Origin of the sequence: Micromonospora sp. CA-111912, from assembly GCF_050948415.1 — a bacterium.
Classification (GTDB): domain Bacteria; phylum Actinomycetota; class Actinomycetes; order Mycobacteriales; family Micromonosporaceae; genus Micromonospora.
Window position 1 is genome coordinate 2,259,538 of the sequence record NZ_CP192007.1, and the last position, 26,033, is coordinate 2,285,570.

2 protein-coding genes are annotated in these 26,033 nt (G+C 76.8%); both read left to right on the top strand.

All coding sequences use genetic code 11. From position 1 onward, the window contains the following. The first annotated feature begins 42 nt into the window (after positions 1–42). Positions 43–14,790 carry a type I polyketide synthase gene (locus tag ACQPZO_RS09780; protein WP_433348984.1) on the top strand — a complete coding sequence of 4,916 codons (14,748 nt, stop codon included), beginning with the start codon at positions 43–45 and terminating at the stop codon, positions 14,788–14,790. Between the two features lie 45 nt (positions 14,791–14,835). Beyond that, on the top strand, positions 14,836–26,004 hold the full coding sequence (locus tag ACQPZO_RS09785; protein ID WP_433348986.1) for a type I polyketide synthase: 11,169 nt from the start codon (positions 14,836–14,838) through the stop codon (positions 26,002–26,004). The last annotated feature ends 29 nt before the right edge of the window (positions 26,005–26,033 follow it).

The following is a 26,033-nucleotide window of genomic DNA, read 5'->3' on the forward strand; positions in this document are numbered from 1 at the left end:
CCGGCATGTTCCGCACCCCGATTCCCGATACGGAGTGGCCCGATGCCCACTGAGGCTGAGTTCCTCGACTACCTCCGGCGCGCGACCGCCGACCTGCGCGACGCCCGTCGGCGGGTGCGTGAGGTGGAGGCCAAGGACCGCGAGCCGATGGCCGTCATCGGGATGGCGTGCCGGTTCCCGGGCGGGGTGTCCAGCCCGGCGGAGCTGTGGGACCTGGTCGACTCCGGCGGCGACGGGGTCGGCGAGTTCCCCACCGACCGGGGCTGGGACCTGGAGCGGCTGTTCCACGTCGACCCGGACAACCCGGGCACCTCGTACACCAGCCAGGGCGGGTTCCTCTACGACGCGGCGCAGTTCGACCCGGGCTTCTTCGGCATCAGCCCCCGCGAGGCGCTGGCCATGGACCCGCACCAGAGGCTGCTGCTGGAGACCTCGTGGGAGGCGATCGAGCACGCCGACCTCGACCCGCAGCGGCTGCGCGGCAGCCGCACCGGCGTCTTCGCCGGGGTGATGTACCACGACTACGCGTCCCGGGTGCTGGACCTGCCCGACGGCGTCGAGGGGTACATCGGCACCGGCAACTCCGGCAGCGTCGTGTCCGGCCGGGTGGCGTACACCTTCGGGTGGGAGGGGCCGGCGGTCACCGTCGACACCGCGTGCTCGTCGTCGCTGGTGGCGGTGCACCTCGCCGTGCAGGCGCTGCGCCAGCGCGACTGCGACTTCGCGCTGGCCGGCGGCGTGACCGTGATGTCCACCCCGGGCACCTTCGCCGACTTCTCCCGGCAGCGCGGCCTCGCCTCGGACGGGCGGTGCAAGTCGTTCGCCGCGTCCGCCGACGGCACCGGCTGGTCCGAGGGCGTCGGCGTGCTGCTGCTCCAGCGGCTCTCCGACGCCCGCCGCGACGGCCGCCGGATCCTCGCCGTCGTGCGCGGCAGCGCCGTGAACCAGGACGGCGCCAGCAGCGGCCTCACCGCCCCCAACGGCCCCTCCCAGGAGCGGGTGATCCGGCAGGCCCTGGCCAACGCCCGGCTCTCCCCGGCGGACGTGGACGTGGTCGAGGCCCACGGCACCGGCACCACCCTCGGCGACCCGATCGAGGCGCAGGCGCTGCTCGCCACGTACGGGCAGGACCGGGGCGAGGGCGGGCCGCTGTGGCTCGGCTCGATCAAGTCGAACCTCGGCCACACCCAGGCGGCGGCGGGCGCCGCCGGCCTGATCAAGATGATCGAGGCGATCCGGCACGGCTCGATGCCGCGCACCCTGCACGTCGACGAGCCGTCCCCGCACATCGACTGGACCGCCGGCCAGGTCTCGCTGCTGACCGAGGCCCGCCCGTGGCCGGCGTCCGACCGGCCGCGCCGGGCCGCCGTGTCGTCCTTCGGCATCAGCGGTACGAACGCCCACGTCATCCTGGAGCAGGCCCCGGTCGACGACCCCCCGCCCGCCGACGCCGCCCCGGCCGGCCGGCCGGTGGCGCTGCCGCTGGCCCCGGTGCTGCTCTCCGCCCGCACCGCCGAGGCGCTCGCCGGGCAGGCCGCCCGGTGGGCCGACCACCTCGCCGCCGACGACGGCGTCGCCGGCGCAGCCGTCACCCCCGCGTCCGCCGTCACCCCCGCATCCGGCGTCGCCGTCACCCCCGCAGCCCGGGGCCGAGGCGTCGCCCCCCGACCGGTGGACGTCGCCGTCTCCTCGATCAGCCGCTCCGGCCTCGAACACCGGGCCGTCGTCCTGGCCGAGGGCCCCGACGACCTGATCGCCGGGCTGCGCGCCCTCGCCGACGGGGAGCCGGACGGCACCGTCACCACCGGGTCGGCGTCCCCGCGCGGCCGGGTGGCGTTCCTCTTCTCCGGCCAGGGCGCCCAGCGTCCCGGCATGGGTCGCGAGCTGGCCGCCGCGTTCCCGGTGTTCGCCGCCGCCCTGGACGAGGCGTGCGGGCACCTGGACCCGCTGCTGCCGCGCCCGCTGCGGGAGGTCATGTTCGCCTCACCGGGCACGCCCGAGGCGGAGCTGCTGGACCAGACCGTGTTCACCCAGGCCGGCCTGTTCGCCGTCGAGGTGGCCCTGTTCCGCCTCGTCGAGTCGTTCGGCCTCGCCCCGGACTTCGTCGCCGGGCACTCCATCGGGGAGATCGCCGCCGCGCACGTCGCCGGGGTGTTCTCCCTGGCCGACGCGTGCGCCCTGGTTGCGGCGCGGGGTCGGCTCATGCAGGCGCTGCCCGCCGGGGGCGGCATGCTCGCGGTGGGCGCCGACGAGGCCACGGTCGCCGCGAGCCTGGCCGGGCTGGCCGACCGCCTCGACATCGCCGCCGTGAACGGCCCCACCGCCGTCGTGGTCGCCGGGGACGTCGACGCCCTCGACGAACTCCAGCGGGTGTGGTCCGACCGGGGAGCCCCGACCCGCCGGCTGCGGGTCAGCCACGCCTTCCACAGCGTCCGCATGGACCCGATGCTGGCGGAGTTCGCGGCGGTCGCGGACACGCTGACCTACCACCCGCCGACGATCCCGGTGGTGTCCAACCTGACCGGCCGGCTCGCCGAGCCGGAGCAGCTCCGCGACCCCCGGTACTGGGTGCGGCACGTCCGGGGCGCCGTGCGCTTCGCCGACGCCGTCAACAGTCTGCACGCCGAGGAGGTCGGCACCTACCTGGAGCTGGGCCCGGGCGGCGTGCTCACCGCCATGGCGCAGGGCTGCCTCGCCGACCGGCCCGGCGACGAGCCCGCGCCCCTGCTGGTCGCGGTGTCCCGGCCCGACCGGCCCGAGCCGCAGGCCGCCCTGGAGGCCCTCGCCCAGCTCCACGTCCACGGCCTGGCCGTCGACTGGACCCGCCTCCTCGCCGGCGGCGGCGAGCGAATCGACCTGCCGACGTACGCCTTCCAGCACCAGCGGTACTGGCTGGAGCCCGCCGGCCGGTGGATGGACGTCTCCGGGGCCGGCCTCGGCGCGGCCGGGCACCCGCTGCTCGGCGCGGCCGTGTCGGTGGCCGGCGAGGACATGGTGGTGCTGACCGGTCGGTTGTCGGTGTCGACGCACGGGTGGTTGGCCGATCATGTGGTCGGTGGTGTGGTGGTCGTCCCCGGGACGGCGTTGGTGGAGTTGGCGGTGCGGGCCGGTGACGAGGTGGGTGCGTCGCGGGTGCGGGAGCTGACGGTGGCTGCGCCGTTGGTGTTGCCGGCCTCGGGTGGGGTGCGGGTGCAGGTGCGCGTCGGTGCGGCCGACGCCTCCGGCCTGCGGTCGGTGACCGTGCACTCCCAGCCGGAGGAGGACGCCGACCCCGAGTGGGTCCGGCACGCCGAGGGCGAGCTGGAGCCGGTGTCGGCCGACGAGCCGGTGCTGGCCGAATGGCCGCCGGCCGGCGCTTCCGAGGTGGACCTCGCCGGCTGGTACCCGACCGTGGCGGAGCGGGGCCTGGCGTACGGGCCGGTGTTCCAGGGCCTGCGGCGGCTCTGGACGGCCGGTGGCGAGGTGTTCGCCGAGGTGGCGTTGCCGGAGCAGGCTGCGGGCGACGCGGCGGCGTTCGGGGTGCACCCGGCGCTGTCGGACGCCGCCCTGCACCCGATCGCGCTGCTGTTCGAGGAGTCGACCGCGCCCCGGGTGCCGTTCGCGTTCACCGGCGTGCAGGTGCACGCCTCGGGGGCGTCGGTGCTGCGGGTGCGGCTGACCCGCGAGGGCTCCGGCGTGCGGCTGGTCGCGGTCGACGAGTCGGGCGCGGCCGTCGTGTCCGTGGACTCGCTGGTGTTGCGGGAGATGACCGGGGTGACCGCCCCGAACCCGGCCACCCGGTCGTTGTTCGAGGTGGCGTGGCAGGCCGAGGAGGCCGTCTCCGCCGGCGACGCGACCGGGTGGGCGCTGCTGGTAGCGCAGCCGGGGCAGCTCCACAGTGTGGGCGACGCGGCCGGGTGGGGGTCGCTGGTAGCGCAGGCGGGGCAGCTCCACAGTGTCGGCGACGGAGGCGTTGCCGGGCCGGCCGGCGAGGTGGCGGCCCGGGGTGGGCTGGTCTCGTACCCGGATGTGGCTGCGGTGGTGGACGCGGTAGCGGCGGGCGCGGCGGTGCCGTCGGCGTTGGTGCTGCCGGTGCCCGCCGGTGTCCCCGGCGTGGCGGTCCCGGAGTCGGTGCGCGAGGCCACGTCCGGCGTGCTGGCTGTCGTGCGGTCCTGGCTGGCCGCAGACGCCCTCGCGGAGTCGAGGCTGGTCGTGGTGACCCGGGGCGCGGTTGCCGCCCGGGACGGCGACGAGGTGACCGACCTGGCGGGCGCTGCGGTGTGGGGCCTGCTGCGGTCGGCGCAGTCGGAACACCCGGGCCGGATCGTCCTCGCGGATGTCGACGCCGACGCCGATGCGGCGGTGCTGGGCCTGCTCGCCCGGGTGGCGGACGAACCGCTCGCCACCGGCGGCCAGGTCGCGGTCCGGGCCGGCGAGGTCCTCGCTCCGCGCCTGGTACGCGCGTCCGCGCCGGACCCGTCACCCGTGGTGGGTGAGGGCACGGTGCTGGTGACCGGCGGCACCGGCTCGCTGGGTGCCCTCGTCGCGGAGCACCTGGTGGTCGCGCACGGGGTGCGGTCGTTGGTGCTGGTGTCGCGGCGTGGCCCTGACGCTGCGGGCGCGGCCGAGCTGGTGGAGCGGCTGGCCGGGCTGGGCGCGTCGGCTCGGGTGGTGGCGTGTGACGTGACGGACCGGGATCAGGTGTTCGCGCTGGTCGCCTCGGCGGGCCGGCTTGCGGGTGTGGTGCACACGGCGGGTGTGTTGGACGACGGTGTGGTGTCGGGGATCAGTGCGGAGCGGTTGGCGGGGGTGTTGGCGCCGAAGGTGTCGGCGGGCTGGTTCCTGCACGAGGCCACGGCCGGGCTGGACCTGGACCTGTTCGTGTTGTTCTCGTCGATCGCCGGGGTGTTGGGTTCGCCGGGTCAGGCGGCGTACGCGGCGGGCAACGCGTTCCTGGACGCCCTCGCGGTGCACCGGCGGCAGGCGGGCCTGCCGGCGGTGTCGCTGGCGTGGGGCATGTGGGACACCCCCGGGATGGCGGCGTCCCTCGGCGAGGCCGAGCGGACCCGGTCGACGACCAGGGGTGGCCTCGCCGCGATGAGCGCCGAGACCGGCCTGGCGCTGTTCGACGCGGCGGTCGCGGGGGACTGGGCGGCCCTCGTGCCGGCCGTGATCGACGTGGCCGCCCTGCGGGCCTCGGCCGGCACCGGCATGGTGCCGCCGATGCTGCGCACCCTGGTCGGGGCGACCACCACCCGCCGCCAGGCGGGACAGGGGGCCACCTGGGCCACCCGCATCGCCGGCCTGGCCCCCGAGGAGGCTCGCGCCCAGGTCGACGTGCTGATCCGGGGTCTCGTCGCCCAGGTGCTCGGGCATGGTGGGGCGGAGTCGGTGCCGGCCGACCGGGCGTTCCGGGAACTCGGGTTCGACTCGCTGACGGCGGTGGACCTGCGCAACCGGGTGAACGCGGCCAGCGGCCTGCGGCTGCCCTCGACGCTGGTGTTCGACTACCCGACCCCGCAGGCGCTGGCCGCCCACGTACATGACGAACTGGCCGGGGCCGGCAGCGCCGTCGCCGCGTCGGGCGCGCGGACGACCGGCACCGGCCTCGACGAGCCGATCGCGATCGTGGGCATGGCCTGCCGGTACCCGGGCGGGGTGGAGACGCCCGAGCAGCTCTGGGCGTTGCTGGCCGGCGGCGGCGAGGGGATCGGGGAGTTCCCGGCCGACCGGGGCTGGGACCTGGAGACCCTGTTCGACCCGGACCCCGACCGCCCGGGCAGCTCCTACACCCGGCACGGCGGCTTCCTGTACGGGGCGGCCGAGTTCGATCCCGGCTTCTTCGGGATCAGTCCCCGTGAGGCTCTGGCGATGGATCCGCAGCAGCGGTTGCTGTTGGAGGCGTCGTGGGAGTCGTTCGAGTCGGCGGGCGTGGACCCGCAGCGGGTGCGGGGCAGCCGGACCGGCGTGTTCGCGGGTGTGATGTACCACGACTACGCCTCCGTGCTGATGGACGTGCCGGGCGAGGTGGAGGGGTACATCGGTACCGGTAACTCGGGCAGTGTGTTGTCGGGTCGGGTGGCGTACACGTTCGGCCTGGAGGGGCCGGCGGTGACGGTGGATACGGCGTGTTCGTCGTCGTTGGTGGCGTTGCATCTGGCGGTGCAGGCGTTGCGGTCGGGTGAGTGTGATCTGGCGTTGGCTGGTGGTGTGACGGTGATGGCCACTCCCGGTACGTTCATCGAGTTCTCGCGTCAGCGTGGCTTGTCGCAGGACGGCCGGTGCAAGTCGTTCGCCGCTGCCGCCGATGGCACGGGCTGGTCGGAGGGTGTGGGCGTCCTGCTGGTGCAGCGGCTGTCCGACGCGCAGCGCGAGGGGCGGAACATCCTGGCCGTCGTCAGGGGCACCGCCGTGAACCAGGACGGTGCGTCGAACGGGCTCACCGCGCCGAATGGTCCGTCGCAGCAGCGGGTGATTCGGCAGGCGCTGGCCAACGCCCGCCTGACGACGACCGATGTGGACGCCGTCGAGGCGCACGGCACGGGCACCACGCTGGGTGACCCGATCGAGGCGCAGGCGCTGCTCGCCACCTACGGGCAGGACCGGTCTAAGGATCGGCCGCTGCTTCTGGGGTCGGTGAAGTCGAACATCGGGCACACGCAGGCTGCCGCCGGGGTGGCCGGCATCATCAAGATGATCATGGCGATGCGGCACGGTGTGGTGCCGGCGACGTTGCACGTCGACGAGCCGTCCCCGCACATCGACTGGACGGCCGGCGCGGTCACCCTGGCCACGGAGGCCACCCCGTGGCCCGCGGTGAACCGGCCCCGTCGGGCGGCCGTGTCGTCGTTCGGGATCTCCGGCACGAACGCGCACGTCATCATCGAGCAGCCGCCCGCCCCCGTCATCGAGGGCAGGACGGTCGTTGCGCCGCGTACCGGCGTCGTACTCCTCGTGCTGTCCGCCGCCGACGGCCCGGCGCTGCGGGAACAGGCCGCCCGGCTGCGCGAGCACCTCGCGGCGCACCCCGAGATCGAGCCCGCCGACGTCGCGCACGCCCTGGTCACCACCCGGGCCGCGTTCCCGTACCGCGCCGTGCTGCTCGGCCGGGACACCGCCGGCCTGCTGCGGACGCTGGACGCGTTCCGCCTCGGCGACGACGCCCCGACGGCGGTCACCGGCGCGGCGCTGCGCGGCGGCGACCCCGTCCTCGTCCTCCCCGGCGATGCGGAGCAGTGGGCCGGCGCGGTGACCGATCTGCTGGACCGGTCGCCGGTCTTCGCCGAATCCGTCGCCGAGTGCGAGGCGGCCCTCGCCCCCTGGGTCGACTGGTCGCTCACCGCCGTGCTGCGTGGCACCGACGACGCCCCGTCGCCGACCCGCCCCGGGGTGGCGGAGCCCGCCCGGTGGGCCGTGACGGTTGCGCTGGCCCGGCTGTGGCGTTCCCTCGGCGTACGACCCGCCGCCGTGCTCGGACACGGCGCGGGCGAGGTCGCGGCGGCCTGTGTGGCCGGGGCGCTGTCGCTGGCGGACGCCGCGAAGGTGATCGCCCTCGGCAGCCGGCCCCCGGCCGCCGACGGCTCCGCCGCGCCGCACGACCCGGCGGCCGAGCTGGCCGGGATCACCCTCCGCGCGGCCGAGGTGCCGCTGCACTCCGCGTCCACCGGGGGACAGGTCGACACCGCCGGCCTCGACGCCGCCGACTGGTACCGGGGCCTGCGCGCCGACGCCGACAACGAGGGCGTCGTGCGGGCCCTGCTCGACGCGGGACATCAGGTCTTCCTGGAGGTGGCCCCGAGCCTCGTGCTCAGCGCCGGTCTGCGGCGCACCGTGGCCGACGCCGGGCACGACGCCGTCGTGGTGGACACCGGTGCCGCCCCCGGCTGGCCGGCGCTGGTCACCGCCCTCGCCGAGCTGTACGTGCACGGCGTGCCCGTGGACTGGGCGGCGATCCTCGGCGCCCGCACCGGCCCGGCCGTGGAGCTGCCCACCTACGCCTTCCAGCGGCAGCGGTACTGGCCGCAGGCCGCGACCCCGACCGGCCCGGCCGGTGGGGACGACACGGACCGGCAGTTCTGGGCGGCCGTGGAACAGGCCGACCCCCGGGCGCTCGCCGCCGCCATGCGGATCGACGAGACGGACGCCCGGTCCCTCGACCCGGCGCTGCCGCTGCTCTCCTCCTGGCGGCGCCGCCGCCACGACGAGTCCATGGTGGACTCCTGGCGGTACCGGGTGACCTGGAAGCCGCTGCCCACCCCCGCCGACGCGGCCCTGTCCGGCCGTTGGCTGCTGGTGGTGCCGGCCGGCCGGGCCGACCACCCGCTGGTCGCCGCCGCCGACACGGCCCTCGCCGAGGGCGGCGCGGACGTCGTCCGGGTCACCGTGACCGACCCGGACCGGGCGGCGCTGGCCGACCAGCTCGGGCGGGCCATCGGGGACGCCGCACCGGTCGGCGGGGTGCTCTCCCTGCTCGCGCTCGACGACGACCCGCACCCGGAGCAGCCCGTGCTGCCCGCCGGCCTCGCCGGCACGGTCGCCCTCGTCCAGGCCCTCGGCGACGCCGGAATCGACGCCCCGCTGTGGTGCGCCAGCACCGGAGCCGTCTGCACCGGCCGGGCAGACCCGCTCGACCGTCCCGGCCAGGCGACGGTCTGGGGCCTCGGCCGGGTGGTCGCCCTGGAACACCCCGACCGCTGGGGCGGCCTGGTGGACCTGCCCACGGAGCTGGACCCGCGGGACCGGGCCCGGCTCGTGGCAGTGCTGGCCGGCGTCGACGCCGAGGACCAGCTCGCGGTGCGCCCGTCCGGGGTGTTCGCCCGCCGGCTCGTCCGGGCCCGCGCCGACCGCGCCCCGGCCGACGGCTGGCGCCCCCGGGGCGGCACCGTCCTGGTCACCGGCGGCCTCGGCTCGATCGGGGCGCAGGTGGCCCGCTGGCTGGCCCGGGAGGGCGCCGCCCGGCTGGTGCTGACCGGCCGCCAGGGCCCGGCCACCCCCGGCGCCGCCGAGCTGGCGGCGGAACTCGGCGCGGCCGGAACCACCGTCACCGTCGCCGCCTGCGACGTCGCCGACGCCGAGGCGCTGCGGGCGCTCGCCGTCGACCTCGCCGCGCAGGGCGTCCGCGTCGACGCCGTGTTCCATACCGCCGGGGTGGCCCACGCCGGACCCGTCGCGGCCCTCGGCCCGGCGGAGCTGGCGGACGCCCTGCGGGCCAAGGTGTCCGGCGCGGTGCACCTCGACGAGGTGTTCGGCGACGACCTGACGGCGTTCGTGCTGTTCTCCTCCGGAGCGGGCGTCTGGGGCGGCGGGCACCAGGGCGGCTACGCCGCCGGCAACGCGTTCCTCGACGCGTTCGCCGAGGACCGCCGCCGCCGGGGCCGGCCGGGCACCGCCGTCGCCTGGGGCGCCTGGGACGGCGGCGGCATGGTCGACGCCGAGGGCGCCGCGGACCAGATGTTCCGCTCCGGCGTCCGGGCGATGCGCCCCGACCTCGCGGTGTCCGTGCTGGCCGACGCGCTCGCCCACGACGAGACCACGCTCACCGTCGCGGACATCGCCTGGGACCGGTTCCTGCACACCTACACGCTGGCCCGCCCCCGGCCGCTGATCGGGGACGTGCCGGAGGTGGCGCGGCTGCTCGCCGCCGCCCCGGCCGGCGACGCCCCGGCCGCCCACTCGCCGCTGCGCGCCCGCCTCGCCGGGCTCGCCGCGCCGGACCGCCGCCGGGTCCTGCTGGACCTGGTCCGGGTGCACGCCGCGGCGGTGCTCCGGCTGCCGTCGGCGGAGGCCCTCGCCGCGGACCGGTCGTTCCGGGAGATCGGCTTCGACTCGCTCAGCGCCGTCGAGATGCGCAACCGGCTCGCCGAGGCCGTCGGCGAGACCCTGCCGGCGACGCTGGTGTTCGACCGCCCGACGCCCGGCGCCCTGGCCGACCACCTGGCCGACCGGCTCACCGGCGACGACGCCCCGGCGGTCGCGCCCGTGCGGGCCGCCACCGCCCTCGACGAGCCGATCGCCGTCGTCTCGATGAGCTGCCGGTTCCCCGGTGGGGTAGGCAGCCCCGAGGACCTGTGGCGGCTGGTCAGCGAGGGCCGCGACGGCATCGCCGAGTTCCCCGCCGACCGGGGCTGGGACCTGGACGCCATCTACCACCCCGACCCGGACCGGCCCGGCACCTCGTACGTCCGGGAGGGCGGCTTCCTCGCCGACGCCACCGGCTTCGACGCCGCCCTGTTCGGCATCTCCCCGCGCGAGGCGCTGGTCATGGACCCGCAGCAGCGGCTGCTGCTGGAGAGCGCCTGGGAGCTGTTCGAGCGGTCCGGCACCGCCCCCGCCGACCTGCGGGAGACCGGCACCGGCGTGTTCGTCGGCACCAACGGGCAGGACTACGCGACCCTGCTGCTCGCCGCGCGGGTCGAGACCGAGGGCTACCAAGCCACCGGCAACGCCGCCGCCGTCATCAGCGGCCGGCTGGCGTACCACTTCGGGTTGCAGGGCCCCGCCGTCAGCGTCGACACCGCCTGCTCGTCCTCCCTGGTGGCGCTGCACCTGGCCTGCCAGTCGCTGCGGCAGGGCGAGTGTGACCTCGCCGTCGCCGGCGGCGTCACCGTGATGGCCACCCCCGGCCCGTTCCTGGAGTTCGCCCGCCAGCGGGGGCTGGCCCTCGACGGCCGGTGCAAGTCGTTCGCCGGGGCCGCCGACGGCACCGGCTGGGGCGAGGGCGTCGGCCTGGTGCTGCTCCAGCGCCTCTCCGACGCCCAGCGCGACGGCCGCCGCATCCTCGCCGTGGTCCGCGGCTCCGCGATGAACCAGGACGGCGCGAGCAACGGCCTCACCGCGCCCAACGGCCCCGCCCAGGAGCGGGTCATCCGGCAGGCCCTCGCCAACGCCCGGCTCGCCGGCGCCGACGTGGACGTCGTCGACGGGCACGGCACCGGCACCCGGCTCGGCGACCCGATCGAGGCGCAGGCGCTGCTCGCCACGTACGGGCGGGACCGGCCGGCGGACCGGCCGCTGTGGCTCGGCTCGGTGAAGTCGAACATCGGTCACACCCAGGCCGCCGCCGGCGTCTCCGGCGTGATCAAGATGATCATGGCGATGCGGCACGACCTGCTGCCGCCCACGCTGCACGTGGACGAGCCCTCCCCGCACGTCGACTGGTCCGCCGGCGCGGTCGCCCTGCTCACCGAGCCGCAGCCGTGGCCCGAGGTGGACCGGCCCCGCCGGGCCGGCGTGTCGTCGTTCGGGGTGAGCGGCACCAACGTGCACGTCATCCTCGAACAGGCCCCCGCCGAACCGCCCGTGCCCGCCGCCACCGCCCGGCCCGCCGCCGGGCCGCCGGTGCTGCCCTGGGTCGTCACCGCCGACGGCGCGGACAGCCTGCGTGAGCAGGCCGCCCGGCTCGCCGACTGGCTGCCGGGGCACCCCACCCCCGACGCGGACGTCGCCCGGGGACTGGCCACCGGCCGCTCCCCGCTGCGGCACCGCGCGGTGTTGCTCGCCGCCGACCGGGACGCCGCCCTCGCCGGGCTGCGCGCCCTCGCCGCCGGGCAGGGCCACCCCGGCCTCACCCGGGGCGTCGCCGAGACCGGCGGGGCCCTCGCGGTGCTGTTCTCCGGGCAGGGCGCCCAGCACGCCGGGATGGGCCGCCGGCTGTACGACGCGTTCGGCGTCTTCGCCCGCGCCGTGGACGAGGCGTGCCAGCACCTCGACGCGTACCTGCCCCGGCCGCTGCGCCCGGTGCTGTTCGCCCAACCCGGCACCGCCGACGCCGACCTGCTCGACCAGACCGTGTTCACCCAGGCCGGGCTGTTCGCCGTCGAGGTGGCGCTGTACCGCCTCCTCGAACACTGGGGGATCCGACCCGACTTCGTGGCCGGCCACTCCGTCGGCGAGATCGTCGCCGCGCACGTCGCCGGGGTGCTGACCCTGCCGGACGCCTGCGCGCTCGTCGGCAACCGGGGACGGCTCATGCAGGCGCTGCCCGCAGGCGGCGGCATGCTCGCCGTCGCGGCGGCCGAGGTGGACGTCGCCCAGGCCCTCACCGGGTACGCCGGTCGGGTGGCCGTGGCCGCCGTCAACGGGCCGGCCGCCGTCGTCGTCGCCGGGGAACTGGACGCGCTGACCGAGCTGGCCGACCACTTCACCGCCCTCGGCGTGCGGACCAAGCGGCTGCGGGTCAGCCACGCCTTCCACAGCCCGCTGATGGAGCCGATGCTCGCCGAGTTCGCGGCCGTCGCCGCGACCCTCACGTACGCCCCGCCGGCCGTGCCCGTCGTGTCGAACCTGACCGGCACGGTCGTCGACGCCGACGAGATGTGCAGCCCCGACTACTGGGTCCGACACGTCCGCGAGGCTGTCCGGTTCGCCGACACCGTCACCCACCTGCACGCCCACGGGGTGACCCGGTTCCTGGAGGTCGGTCCCGACACGGTGCTCACCGCCCTGACCGCCGACGCGCTCCCCGCCGACGCGCCGGTCACCGTCACCGGCGTGCAGCGGCCCGGCCAGGACGAGGTGTCCACCCTGCTCGGCGCCCTCTCCCGGTTGCACTGCCAGGGGACCGCCGTGCGCTGGCCGGCGCTGCTGCCCGGCGCCGGCCCGGTGGACCTGCCCACGTACGCGTTCGCGCACCAACGGTTCTGGCCCACCCTCCACGCCGCCCCGGCCGACGCCCCCGGCCCGGCCGGCGACGACACCGACTCCGCGTTCTGGCGGGCCGTGGTGGACGGCGACGGCGACACGCTCGCCGGCCGGCTCGGCGTGGACCCGGACCGGCCGCTGCGCGACCTGCTGCCGGACCTCGCCGCCTGGCGTCGCCAGCAGCGGGAGGACACCCTGGTCGACGGCTGGCGGTACCGGGTCACCTGGCGGCCCCAGCCGCTCGCCGCCGGGGCCGCCGGCGGCGACTGGACGCTGGTGCACACCGCCGCCGGCCAGGACGTCGCCGACCGGCTCGCCGCGCTCGTCGCCGCCCGCGGCGGCACCCCCCGGCTGCTCCCCGTCGACCCGGCCACGGCCGACCGCGCCGCCCTCGCCGGGCTGCTCGACGGCGTACCGCCGACCCGGGTCGTCTCCCTGCTCGCCCTCGACGAGCGGCCCCACCCCGACCGGCCGGCCGTTCCCGTCGGCCTGACCGCGAACCTCGCCCTGATCCAGGCCGTCACCGACGCCCTGCCTCCGACGCCGCTGTGGCTGCTCACCCGGCAGGCCGTCGGCACCGGCGCCGACGACCCGGTCGCCAACCCCGCCCAGGCCACCACCTGGGGGCTCGGCCTGGTCGCCGCGCTGGAACACCCCCGGCAGTGGGGTGGCCTGCTGGATTTGCCGGCCAGCCTGGACGACGCCGCCGTCGAGGATGTCCTCGCGGCGCTGACCGGCGCCGCAGGCGAGGACCAGATCGCCGTCCGCCCCGCCGGGGCGTACCTGCGGCGGCTCGCCCGCGCGCCGCGCCCCGAGCGGACGGGCGGCCCCGGCTGGCAGCCGCCCGGCACCGTCCTGGTCACCGGCGGCACCGGCGCCGTCGGCCGGTACGCCGCCGGGTGGCTCGCCCGGCACGGCGCGCAGCGGCTGCTGCTGGTCAGCCGGCGCGGCTCCGACGCCCCCGGCGCCGACGAGGCGGTCGCGGAGCTGGCCGCGCTCGGCGCGCAGGCCCGCGTCCTGGCCTGCGACCTGGCCGACCGGGACGCGGTCGCGGCCCTCCTGGCCGGCCTGCGCGCCGACGGCGAGACCGTGCAGGCGCTGGTGCACGCCGCCGGGGTGGGCCGGCTCAACCCGATCGCCGCGGTCAGCGGGGCGGACCTCGCCGACGTGGTGTCCGGCAAGATCGCCGGTGCCCGGCACCTCGACGAGCTCCTCGACCCCGGGCCGCTGGAACTGGTCGTGCACTTCTCGTCCATCGCGGCCGTCTGGGGCGTCGGCGACCACGGCGCGTACGCCGCCGGCAACGCCTTCCTGGACGCCTTCGCGCAGTCCCGGCCCGCCTCGGGTGCCCGGGTCCTGTCCGTCAACTGGGGGCCGTGGGCCGGTGGCGGCATGGTGACCGACGCGCACGCCGCCGCGATGAGCCGGCGCGGGGTGTCCCTGCTCGACCGGGAGCCGGCGATGGCCGCCCTGCGTGCCGGCATCGAGGGCGACGACGCCGTCCTCACCGTCGCCGACGTCGACTGGGACCGGTTCGCGCCCGTCTTCGCCTCCGCCCGCCCCCGCCCGCTGATCGGCGACCTCGCCGAGGTGGCCGCCCAGGCCGCCGCCGACCGGGCCGACGCCTCCGACGGCGACCAGGTCGCCACCGAACTGCGAAAGCGGCTCGGCGAGCTGACCCAGGCCGAGCAGAACCGGGTGCTGGTCGACCTGATCCGCACCGCGGCCGGCGAGGTCATCGGCCACGACAGCCCGTACGCGGTGGAGAGCACCCGGCCCTTCCGGGACCTCGGCTTCGACTCGCTGACCGCCGTGGAGCTGCGCGGGAAGCTGGCCCGGCTGACCGGACTCAACCCGCCCAGCTCGGTGGTCTTCGACTACCCGACCCCGCTGGCCCTGGCCGAACACCTGCGGTCCGAACTGCTCAGCGAGGCGTCGGTGGAGGCGCTGCCGACCCTGGCCGAACTCGACCAGTTGGAAAGCGCCCTGGCCCGGCGCGACCCGGACGACACCGGCCGGGTCCGGATCACCCTGCGGCTGCACCACCTCCTCGAACGGCTCGGTGCCGCCGAGCCGCCCCGGGAGGAGACCGCCGAGGTCGCGGACCGGCTGCGGGTGGCCAGCAACCAGGAGCTGTTCGACCTCATCGACCAGGACCTCGGGCTGTCCTGACCCGCCCGGCACGGACCTGTGGGTGTCACGAGAAAGCGAGAAGTCATGGCGGACGAAGAGCGGCTGCGCGAATACCTGACGCGGGTCGTCGCCGAGCTGCAGCAGACCCGCCAACGGCTGCGCGAGGTCACCGCCGAGGAGTCCGAGCCGGTGGCGATCGTCGCGATGAGCTGCCGTTACCCGGGCGGCATCAACTCGCCCGAGGACCTGTGGTCGTTCGTCTCCACCGGCGGGGACGCCATCGGCGGCTTCCCCACCGACCGGGGCTGGGACCTGGACCGCCTCCAGCACCCCGACCCCGACCGGCCCGGCACCTCGACCACCAGCTCCGGCGGGTTCCTGCACGACGCGGGGAAGTTCGACGCCGCCCTGTTCGGCGTCTCCCCCCGCGAGGCGGTCGCCATGGACCCCCAGCAGCGGCTGCTGCTGGAGGTCACCTGGGAGCTGTTCGAACGGGCCGGCATCGCCCCGCTGTCCCTGCGCGGCAGCCGCTCCGGCGTGTTCGTCGGCACCTCCGGCCAGGACTACGCCGCCGTGCTGCACCGCGCCCCCGGCGTCGAGGGGTACGTGCTCACCGGCACCGCCGCCAGCGTCGTCTCCGGGCGGCTGGCGTACACGTTCGGGCTGGAGGGCCCCACGGTCACCGTGGACACCGCCTGCTCGTCGGCGTCCGTCGCCATCCACCTCGCCTGCCAGGCGTTGCGTCAGCGCGAGTGCGGCCTCGCCCTGGCCGGCGGCGCGACCGTGCTGGCCACCCCCGGCCCGTTCGTCGAGTTCTCCCGGCAGCGCGGGCTGGCCGCCGACGGCCGGTGCAAGTCGTTCGCCGCGTCCGCCGACGGCACCGGCTGGTCCGAGGGCGTCGGCATGCTGCTGCTGGAACGCCTCAGCGACGCCCGCCGCAACGGCCACCCCGTCCTCGCGGTGATCCGGGGCTCCGCCGTCAACCAGGACGGCGCGTCCAACGGCCTCACCGCCCCCAACGGGCCCTCCCAGCAGCGGGTGATCGGCCAGGCGCTGGCCGGCGCGCGACTGTCCACGGCCGACGTGGACGTGGTCGAGGCGCACGGCACCGGCACCGTCCTCGGCGACCCGATCGAGGCGCAGGCGCTGCTGGCCACGTACGGGCAGGAGCGGGGTGACGCCGCGCCCCTGCTGCTCGGGTCGATCAAGTCGAACATCGGCCACACCCAGGCAGCCGCCGGCATCGCGGGCGTCATCAAGATGGTGCTGGCCATGCGGCACGGGACCGTGCCCGCCACCCTGCACGTCGACGGGCCCACCCCGCACGTCGACTGGTCCGCCGGCGCGGTCACCCTGGTCACCGAGGCGACCCCGTGGCCGGCCGTGGACCGGCCCCGCCGGGCCGCCGTGTCCTCGTTCGGGATGAGCGGCACCAACACCCACCTCATCCTCGAACAGCCCGAGGAGCCCGCCGGCACCGACGAGCGGCCCGAACCGCCCGGCCCCGCGCCGGTGCTGCTCACCGGCCGTACCCGCACCGGGCTGCGCCGCCAGGCCGAGCGCTGGGCCGCCCACCTCGCCGCCGACGCCAGCCCGCGCCCCGCCGACGTCGCCTGGACGTCGGCGGTGTCCCGGTCCCCCCTCGAACACCGCGCGGTCGTCCTCGCCGACGACTCCGCCGGCCTACTCACCGCCCTGACCGCCCTCGCCGACGACCGGCCCGCCCCCGGCCTGGTCACCGGCGCCGCCGCCGACCGGGGCGCCGTCGCGTTCCTGTACTCCGGCCAGGGCGCCCAGCGCGCCGGCATGGGCCGCGAGCTGGCCGAGGCGTACCCCGTCTTCGCGGCGGCGCTCGACGAGGCCTGCGCCCACCTCGACCCGCACCTGCCCCGGCCGCTGAAGCCCGCCCTGTTCGCCCCGCCCGGCACCGACGACGCGGCGCTGCTCGACCAGACCGTGTTCACCCAGGCCGGGCTCTTCGCCGTCGAGATGGCGCTGCACCGGCTGCTCGGCTCCTGGGGGCTGGCCCCCGACCTGGTCGCGGGGCACTCGATCGGTGAGATCACCGCCGCCCACGTGGCCGGCGTGCTCACCCTCGCCGACGCCGCCGCCCTGGTCGCGGCCCGGGGCCGGCTCATGCAGGCCCTCCCGGCCGGCGGGGCGATGCTCGCCGTCGCCGCCGCCGAGGCCGACGTCGCCGCCTCCCTGGAGGGGCTGACCGACCGGGTCGCCGTCGCCGCCGTCAACGGGCCCGCCTCCGTCGTCGTCTCCGGCGCCGGCCCGGCCGTCGACGAGCTGGCCGAACTCTGGACCGGGCGGGGGGTGAAGGTGCGCCGGCTGCGGGTCAGCCACGCCTTCCACAGCCCCCTGATGGAGCCGATGCTCGCCGAGTTCGCCGCCGTCGTCGCCGGCCTCGACCTGCGCGCCCCCGCCCTGCCGATCGTGTCCAACCTGACCGGCGAGCTGGCCGACCCGGCGCAGCTGCGCACCCCCGGGTACTGGGTGCGGCACGTCCGCGAGGCCGTCCGCTTCGCCGACGGCGTGCGCGCCCTGCGGGCCCACGGCGTCGGCACCTTCGTCGAGGTCGGCCCCGACGCCGTCCTCACCGCCGCCGTCGAGGAGACGCTCGCCACCGTCGAGGCGGCCCCCGACGTCGCCCCCGCCGTGGTCGTGCCGGTGCTGCGCCGGGACCGCCCGCAACGTCGTGCCCTGCTCGGCGCGCTCGCCCGGCTGCACGTCGCCGGCACGCCCGTGGCCTGGGCCGACCTGCTCGCCGACCGGCCCGGCCGCCTCGTCGGCCTGCCCACCTACCCGTTCGAGCAGCAGCACTACTGGGTGCCGGCCGAGGAACCGGCCGACCCCGCCGCCACCGCGACCGGGCTGCTCGACCGGCGCTTCTGGGACGCCGTCGAACGGGCCGACCTGGACGCCCTGCGCGACACCCTGGCCGTCGACGACGAGGCCGCCGCCGAGTCCCTGCGCACCCTGCTGCCCGTCCTCGCCGACTGGCGGCGGCAGCGGCAGGAACATTCGCTGCTCGACGGCTGGCGCTACCGGGCCGACTGGCAGGTCACCGCCGAACCGGCCGCCGGCCGGCTCACCGGCACCTGGCTGCTCGCCCTGCCCGTCGGCGCGGACGACGACCCGGCCGTCCGGACCGTCCGGGCCGCGCTCACCGCCGCCGGGGCCGCACCGCTGCCGCTGGCCGTCGCCCCCGACGCCGACCGGGCCGCCCTCGCCGCCGCCCTCGCCGGGTCCGACGTCGCCGGGGTGGTCTCCCTGCTCGCCGGGGAACCGCCGACCGCCGGCCGGGCCGCCCTGCCCGGCCTGCCCGCCACCCTCACCCTGGTCCAGGCGCTCGGCGACGCCGGCATCGACGCCCCGCTGTGGCTGGTCACCCGGGGCGCCGTCGCCGCCGCCTCGTACGACCGGCTCGCCGACCCCGCGCAGGCCGCGATCTGGGGCCTCGGCCGGGTCGTCGGCGTCGAGGCCCCGCACCGCTGGGGCGGCCTGGTCGACCTGCCGACCCACCCCGACGACCGCGCCGCCGGCCGGCTCGCCGCGATCCTCACCGGCGCGGGCGGCGAGGACCAGCTCGCTGTACGCGGCCCCGGCGTCTTCGCCCGCCGCCTGGTCCGCGCCGCCGTCGGCGACCGCCCCCCGGTACGCCGGTTCACGCCCACCGGCACCGCGCTGATCACCGGCGGCACCGGCGGCCTCGGCGCCCGCGCCGCACGCTGGCTCGCCGCCGCCGGCGCCGAACACGTGGTGCTGGCCAGCCGGCGCGGACCCGCCGCCCCCGGCGCCGCCGAGCTGGAGGCCGAGCTGACCGCCCTCGGCACTCGGGTCACCGTGGCCGCCTGCGACATCGCCGACCGCGCCGCCCTCGCCGACCTGCTCGACCGGATCGAGGCCGACGGCCCGCCCGTCCGCGTCGTCGTGCACACCGCCGGCATCGCCCAGGCCACCCCGCTGGCCGCCATCACCCCGGCCGAGCTGGCCGAGGTGACCGCAGGTAAGACCGCCGGGGCCACCCACCTCGCCGACCTGCTCGCCGACCGGGAGCTCGACGCCTTCCTCGTCTACTCGTCCATCGCCGCGACCTGGGGCAGCGCCGGGCAGGCCGGCTACGCGGCCGGCAACGCGTACCTCGACGCGCTCGTGCAGCAGCGGCGCGCCGACGGCCGGGCCGGCACCGCCGTCGCCTGGGGCCCGTGGGCCGACGGCGGCATGCACGACGCCGACTCCGACCAGGGGCTGCGCCGCCGTGGCCTGCCCGCGATGGACCCCGCCGTGGCGATGGGCGCCCTGCAACAGGCCCTCGACCACGACGACGTCGCCGTCACCGTCGCCGACGTCGACTGGTCCCGCTTCGCCCCCGCGTACGCGTCGGCGCGTCGGCGACCGCTGCTCGACGGCGTACCGGAGGCGCGGGCCGCCCTCGACGGCGGCGCGCCCGTCGACGACGGCGACGAGGGCCCCGCGGCGACCCTGCGCCGCCGGCTGACCGGGCTGACCGCCGCCCGGCGCGAGGAGACCGTCGCCGACCTGGTCCGGGAACTGGCCGCCGACGTGCTCGGCCACGACGGCGGGGCCGCCGCCGTCCCGGCCGGCACGGCGTTCCGGGACCTCGGCTTCGACTCGCTGACCGCCGTGGAGCTGCGCAACCGGCTGGTGGCCGCCACCGGGCAGGCGCTGCCCACCACCCTCGTCTTCGACCACCCCAACCCGGTCGTGCTGGCCCGCCACCTGCTCACCGGCCTCTTCGGCGCCGCCGCCGCGCCGGCCCCGACCGCCGCCACCACCGTGGACGACGACGAGCCGATCGCCATCGTCGCCATGTCCTGCCGCTACCCGGGCGGGGCCGACGACCCGGATCGGCTGTGGCGGCTCGTCGCCGATGGCGTCGACGCCATCGGCGACTTCCCCACCAACCGCGGCTGGGACCTCGACCGCCTCTACGACCCCGACCCGGCGCACCCCGGCACCACGTACTCCGACCAGGGCGGATTCCTGTACGACGCGGCGGACTTCGATGCGGCCTTCTTCGGCATCTCGCCCCGGGAAGCCTCCGCGATGGATCCGCAGCAGCGGTTGTTGTTGGAGGCGTCGTGGGAGGTGGTGGAGCGGGCAGGGGTTGATCCGGGGGGGTTGCGGGGTTCGCGAACAGGGGTGTTCGTGGGGACGAATGGTCAGGACTATGGGGCCCTGTTGATGGTTTCTGCGGATGAGGTGGAGGGGTTCGCGGGGACGGGGAATGCGGCGAGTGTGGTGTCGGGTCGGGTGGCGTACGCGTTGGGGTTGGAGGGGCCGGCGGTGTCGGTGGACACGGCGTGTTCGTCGTCCCTTGTGGCGTTGCACCTGGCGGTGCAGGCCCTGCGGCGCGGCGAGTGCGACCTCGCCCTGGCCGGCGGCGTCACCGTGATGACCACCCCCGGCACGTTCGCCGAGTTCTCCCGCCAGCGGGCCCTCGCCGCCGACGGGCGGTGCAAGCCGTTCGCGGAGGCGGCCGACGGCACCGGCTGGGGTGAGGGCGTCGGCGTGCTGCTGGTGGAGCGTTTGTCCGACGCCCGCCGCAACGGGCACCACGTGTTGGCGATCGTGCGCGGCAGCGCGGTCAACTCCGACGGCGCGTCCAACGGCCTCACCGCGCCGAACGGTCCCTCGCAGCAGCGGGTGGTCCGGCAGGCCCTCGCGTCGGCGGGGCTGTCGACGGCGGACGTGGACGTGGTGGAGGCGCACGGCACCGGCACGACGCTGGGCGACCCGATCGAGGCGCAGGCGCTGCTGGCCACCTACGGCCAGGAGCGGGGCGACGCCGCGCCGCTGCTGCTCGGGTCCATCAAGTCGAACATCGGCCACACCCAGGCCGCCGCCGGCGTCGCCGGAATCATCAAGATGGTGCAGGCGATGCGCCACGGGACCGTACCCGCGACGCTGCACGTCGACGCCCCGTCGTCGCACATCGACTGGACGGCCGGGGCGGTCACCCTCGTCACCGAGGCCACGCCGTGGCCGGAGACGGGCCGGGCGCGGCGGGCGGCGGTGTCGTCGTTCGGCATGTCCGGCACCAACGCGCACATCATCATCGAGCAGGCCGACGAGCCCGCCGATCCGGCCGTCGTCGCCGTGGCCCCGGGCCTGGTCGGCGCGGACGTGACGGTGTGGCCGGTGTCGGCCCGGTCCGGGGCGGCCCTCGCCGGTCAGGCCGCCCGCCTCGCCGCCCACCTCCGAGGACGCGGTGACCTCGACGCCGCCGCCGTGGCGTGGTCCCTCGCCACGACCCGGTCCACGTTCGACCGGCGGTCGTCGGTCGTCGGGTCGACCGTCGAGGAACTGCTGGCGGGCCTGGAAGCGCTCGCGGGCGGCCTGCCGGCCGCCGGCGTGGTGACGGGCGTGGCCGCGTCCCACGGCCCGGGCCCGGTGTTCGTGTTCCCGGGTCAGGGCGCGCAGTCGGCGCGGATGGCGGCGGGTCTGGTGGGTCGTACGCCGGTGTTCGACGCGCGTTTGGCGGAGTGCCAGCGTGCCCTGGCCCCGTATCTCGACGTGGACATCGTCGCGGTGTTGACGGGTGAGGACGAGTCGTGGTTGGACCGGGTCGAGGTGGTGCAGCCGGTGCTGTGGGCCGTCGGTATCGCTCTGGCGGCGGTGTGGCGGCATGCGGGTGTTGCCCCGCAGGCGGTCGTCGGTCACTCGCAGGGTGAGATCGGTGCGGCGTGCGTGGCCGGCATTCTGTCGCTGGGCGACGCGGCGAAAACGGTGGCGTTGCGTTCGCGTGCTCTGGCGGTGTTGCGGGGGACGGGGGCGATGGCGTCGGTGGACCTGTCCGCCGACGCGGTCGCCGAGCGGCTGCCGGGCTTCCCGGGGGTCGGGGTGGCGGCGGTGAACGGTCCGGGCACGGTGGTCGTCTCCGGGCCGCCGCAGCCGGTGGCGGACCTCGTCCAGGCGTGCACCGACGACGGCATCCGCGCCCGGCTGATTCCGGTGGACTACGCGTCGCACTCGGCGTCGGTGCAGGACGTCGCCGAGCAGTTGCGCGCCGACCTGGCCGATGTGGCCCCGCAGGCCGGCGACGTCCGGCTCGTGTCGACGTTGACCGGGGACTGGGTGGATCCGGCGAGCATGACCGCCGACTACTGGTACGACAACCTGCGGCAGACCGTGCAGTTCGACGCGGCCGTGCGGGTGGCGATCGCGGCGGGGCACTCCACCTTCGTGGAGATCAGCCCGCATCCGGTGTTGACGATGCCGGTGACGGCGATCCTCGACGACACCGGCACGACCGGGCACACCCTGGGCAGCCTGCGTCGGGGTGACGACGACGCGGTGCGGTTGCTGACGAACCTGGCGACCGCGCACGCCGTCGGCCTGCCCGTCGACCTCACGAAGGTCCTCGCCGCCACGGCGACCGTCGAGCTGCCCACCTACGCCTTCGACCGGGGCCGCTACTGGCTGGACCCGCCCGCCCACCGCGTCCGGGACGTCGGCTCCGCCGGCCTCCAGGATGCCGGCCACCCGCTGCTCAGCGCGGCGATCCCCGTCGCCGAGGACCAGACGGTGGTGCTCACCGGCCGGCTGTCGGTGCGTACCCACCCGTGGCTGGCCGACCACGCCGTCGGCGGGGCGGTGATCGTCCCCGGCACCGGCGTCGTCGACATGGTGGTCCGGGCCGGCGACGAGGTCGACGCCGGACACGTGGGCGACCTGACGCTGATCAGCCCCCTCGTCCTCCCGCCGGGCGGCGCCGTGCAGGTGCAGGTGCGCGTCGGCGCGCCGAGCGACGCCGGGGAGCGGGTCGTCACCGTGCACTCCCGGCCCGAGGACGACGGCTCCGGCGAGTGGACCAGGCACGCCGAGGGCCTGCTGCTCCCGCAGCTTCCCGCCCCGGTGGTCGTCGCGGGGCAGTGGCCGCCGGCCGACGCGGTCGAGGTCGACGCCGACCTCGACGCCTGGTACGCGCGGATGGCCGAGGGCGGCCTCGGCTACGGCCCCGCCTTCCGGGGCCTGCGCCGGGTGTGGCGCGGCGCCGACGAGGTCTACGCCGAGGTGGCGCTGCCCGACTCGGCGACCGCCGAGGCGTCCCGGTTCGGGCTGCACCCGGCCCTGTTCGACGCGGCCCTCCAGGCCAGCGGGCTCACCGCCCTGCTGGGCGAGGACGCCGCCGCCGGCACCGGCTGGATGCCGTTCGCCTTCCGGGCGGTCGGCCTGCACGCCCACGGCGCGACCCGGCTGCGGGTGCGGATGCGGTCGCTGGGCCCGGACACCGTCACGGTCACCCTCGCCGACACCGCCGGCCAGCCGGTCGCCACCGTCGAGTCGTTGACCTTCCGCCCGGTCGCCGCCGGCCGCGCCGACGAGGCCGCCGCGCTGCGCCGCAACGCGCTGTTCCACCTGGACTGGACGCCGCTGCCGCCGGCCGACGCGACGGCGGGGACGACCCGCTGGGCGCTGCTCGGCGACGACACCCCCGGCCTCGGCGACGCGCTGGCCGCCGCCGGCCACCCCGTCGACGGCCACACCGACCTGACGGCCCTGGTCGCCGCGGTCGAGCGCTCCGGGGACGTACCCGACGTGGTGGTCGACCTGGGGGCCGACGCGGACCCGGCGCGGGCCGCCGAGGCCGCGCACGACGCCGCCCGGGACGCCCTCGCCCTCGTGCAGGCGTGGCTCGGCGAGCCCCGGCTGGAGCGGGCCCGGCTGGTCCTGCACACCGCCGGCGCGGTCGGCGCGGCCCCCGGCGAGGCCCCCCGCCACCTGGCCGGCGCCGCCGTGTGGGGGCTGGTCCGGTCGGCCCAGTCCGAGCACCCGGGCCGGTTCACGCTGCTCGACACCGACGGCACCGCCGCCTCCCTCGCGGCCGTCCCGGCGGCCGTCGCCTCCGGCGTGCCGCAGCTCGCGGTCCGCGACGGCGCGCCGCTGGCGCCCCGGCTGGTCCGGACCCGCGACGCCGGGGCGCTGCCGCTGCCGGCCGACGGCACGCCGTGGCGGCTCGACGTCACCGAGAAGGGGACGCTGGAGAACCTCGCCCTGCTGCCCGCCCCGGCGCAGGGTGACCTGCCGGCCGGCCACGTCCTCGTCGCGATGCGCGCCTCCGGGCTGAACTTCCGCGACGTGGTGCTGGCGCTGGGCATGGTGCCCGACCAGGAGGTGCTGGGCAACGAGGGGGCCGGCGTGGTGCTCGACGTCGGGCCGGGGGTCACCGACCTCGCCCCGGGTGACCGGGTGATGGGCATCTTCTCCGGGTCGTTCTCCTCCGTCGCGGCCACCGACCGCCGCCTGCTCACCCGCATCCCCGACGACTGGTCGTACACCGACGCCGCCGCCGTGCCGGTGGTGTTCCTGACCGCCTGGTACGGCCTGGTCGAGCTGGCCCGGCTGGCGGCGGGGGAGTCCGTGCTGGTGCACGCGGCGGCCGGCGGCGTCGGGATGGCCGCCGTGCAGATCGCCCGCCACCTCGGCGCGGAGGTCTACGGCACGGCCAGCCCCGGCAAGTGGCCGGCGCTGCGCGCCACCGGCCTCGACGACGCGCACCTCGCCTCCTCCCGCACCCTCGACTTCGTCGAGGAGTTCCGCGACCGCACCGCCGGGCGGGGCGTCGACGTGGTGCTCAACGCGCTCAGCGGCGAGTTCGTCGACGCGTCCCTGCGGCTGCTCGCCCCCGGCGGCCGGTTCGTCGAGATGGGCAAGACCGACAAGCGGGACCCGCAGCGGGTCGCCGAGGCCCACCCCGGCGTCGACTACCAGGTCTTCGACCTCATCGAGGCCGGCCCGGACGCCATCGGCCGGATGCTCGGCGAGCTGATGGCGCTCTTCGGCACCGGCGCGCTGCGCCCGCTGCCCCGGCGCACCTGGGACGTGCGGCGGGCCCCGGAGGCGTTCCGCTTCCTGAGCCAGGCCCGGCAGGTCGGCAAGCTCGCCCTGAGCATCCCGCAGCCGCCCCGGCTCGACGGCACCGTCCTGGTCTCCGGCGCCACCGGCACCCTCGGCGCGCTGCTCTGCCGGCACCTGGTCACCGCGCACGACGCCCGGCAGCTCCTCCTGGTCAGCCGGCGCGGCCCCGACGCCGAGGGCGCCGACGAGCTGCTGGCCGACCTGAAGGCGCTCGGCGCGGACGTGTCGATCGTCGCCGCCGACCTGGCCGACCCGGACGCCGTCGCCGACGTGCTGTCCATGGTGGACGCCCGGCAGCCGCTGCGGGCCGTCGTGCACGCCGCCGGGGTCCTCGACGACGCCACCGTCGAGTCGCTCACCCCCGACCGGCTCGACGCGGTGCTGCGGCCGAAGGTCGACGCGGCCTGGAACCTGCACCGGGCCACACTCGGCCACGAGCTGACCGCGTTCGTGCTGTTCTCCGCCGCCGCAGGCGTGTTCGGCGGCCCGGGGCAGGGCAACTACGCCGCCGGCAACGCATTCCTCGACGCCCTCGCCGAGCACCGTCGGGCCCTCGGCCTGCCGGCCGTCGCCCTCGCCTGGGGCCGGTGGGCGCAGGCCAGCGGCATGACCGGGCACCTCGACGCCGCCGACATCCGCCGGCTCGACCGGGGCGGCATGGCCGCCCTGTCCAACGACGAGGCCCTCGCCCTGTTCGACGCCGGCTGGCGGTCCGAACGCCCCGTCCTCATGCCGGCGAAGATCAGCACCGGGGTGGCGGCGCCGGGCGCGCCCGTCCATCCGCTGCTGGCCGGCCTGGTCCGAACCGCCGGCCGCCGGGCCGCCGCCGGTGAGGCCGCCGACGGGCAGGCGTTCGCCGCGACCCTGGCCGGCCTCTCCGACGACAAGCGGGTACGCGCCCTGCGCGACCTGGTGCTGTCGCACGTGGCCGTCGTCCTCGGCCACGGCGACCCGGCCGGCATCGAGCCGACCCGCGCGTTCCGGGAACTCGGCTTCGACTCGCTCACCGCGGTCGAGCTGCGCAACCGGCTCGGCGCGGCCACCGGGCTGCGGCTGCCCGCGACGCTGGTCTTCGACAACCCGACGCCGGCGGCGCTCGCCGCGCACCTCGCCGGGCAGTTCGCCCCGGCCGGCGCGGCGGACACCTCGGCGGTGGCCGGGCGGGAACTCGACCGCCTCGAGGCGGCGCTCGCCGGCCTCGACCCGGCCGACGACGAGTTCCGCCGGATCACCGACCGGCTGCACGGCCTGCTGGACCGGCTGGCCGAGCGGCAGTCGGAGGCGGACGGCGACGACGACCTGGAGTCGGCCACCGCCGAGAACATCTTCGACCTGATCGACCGCGAGCTGGAGACGTCGTGACCAGCCGCAACGACCACGGCATGCCGAGT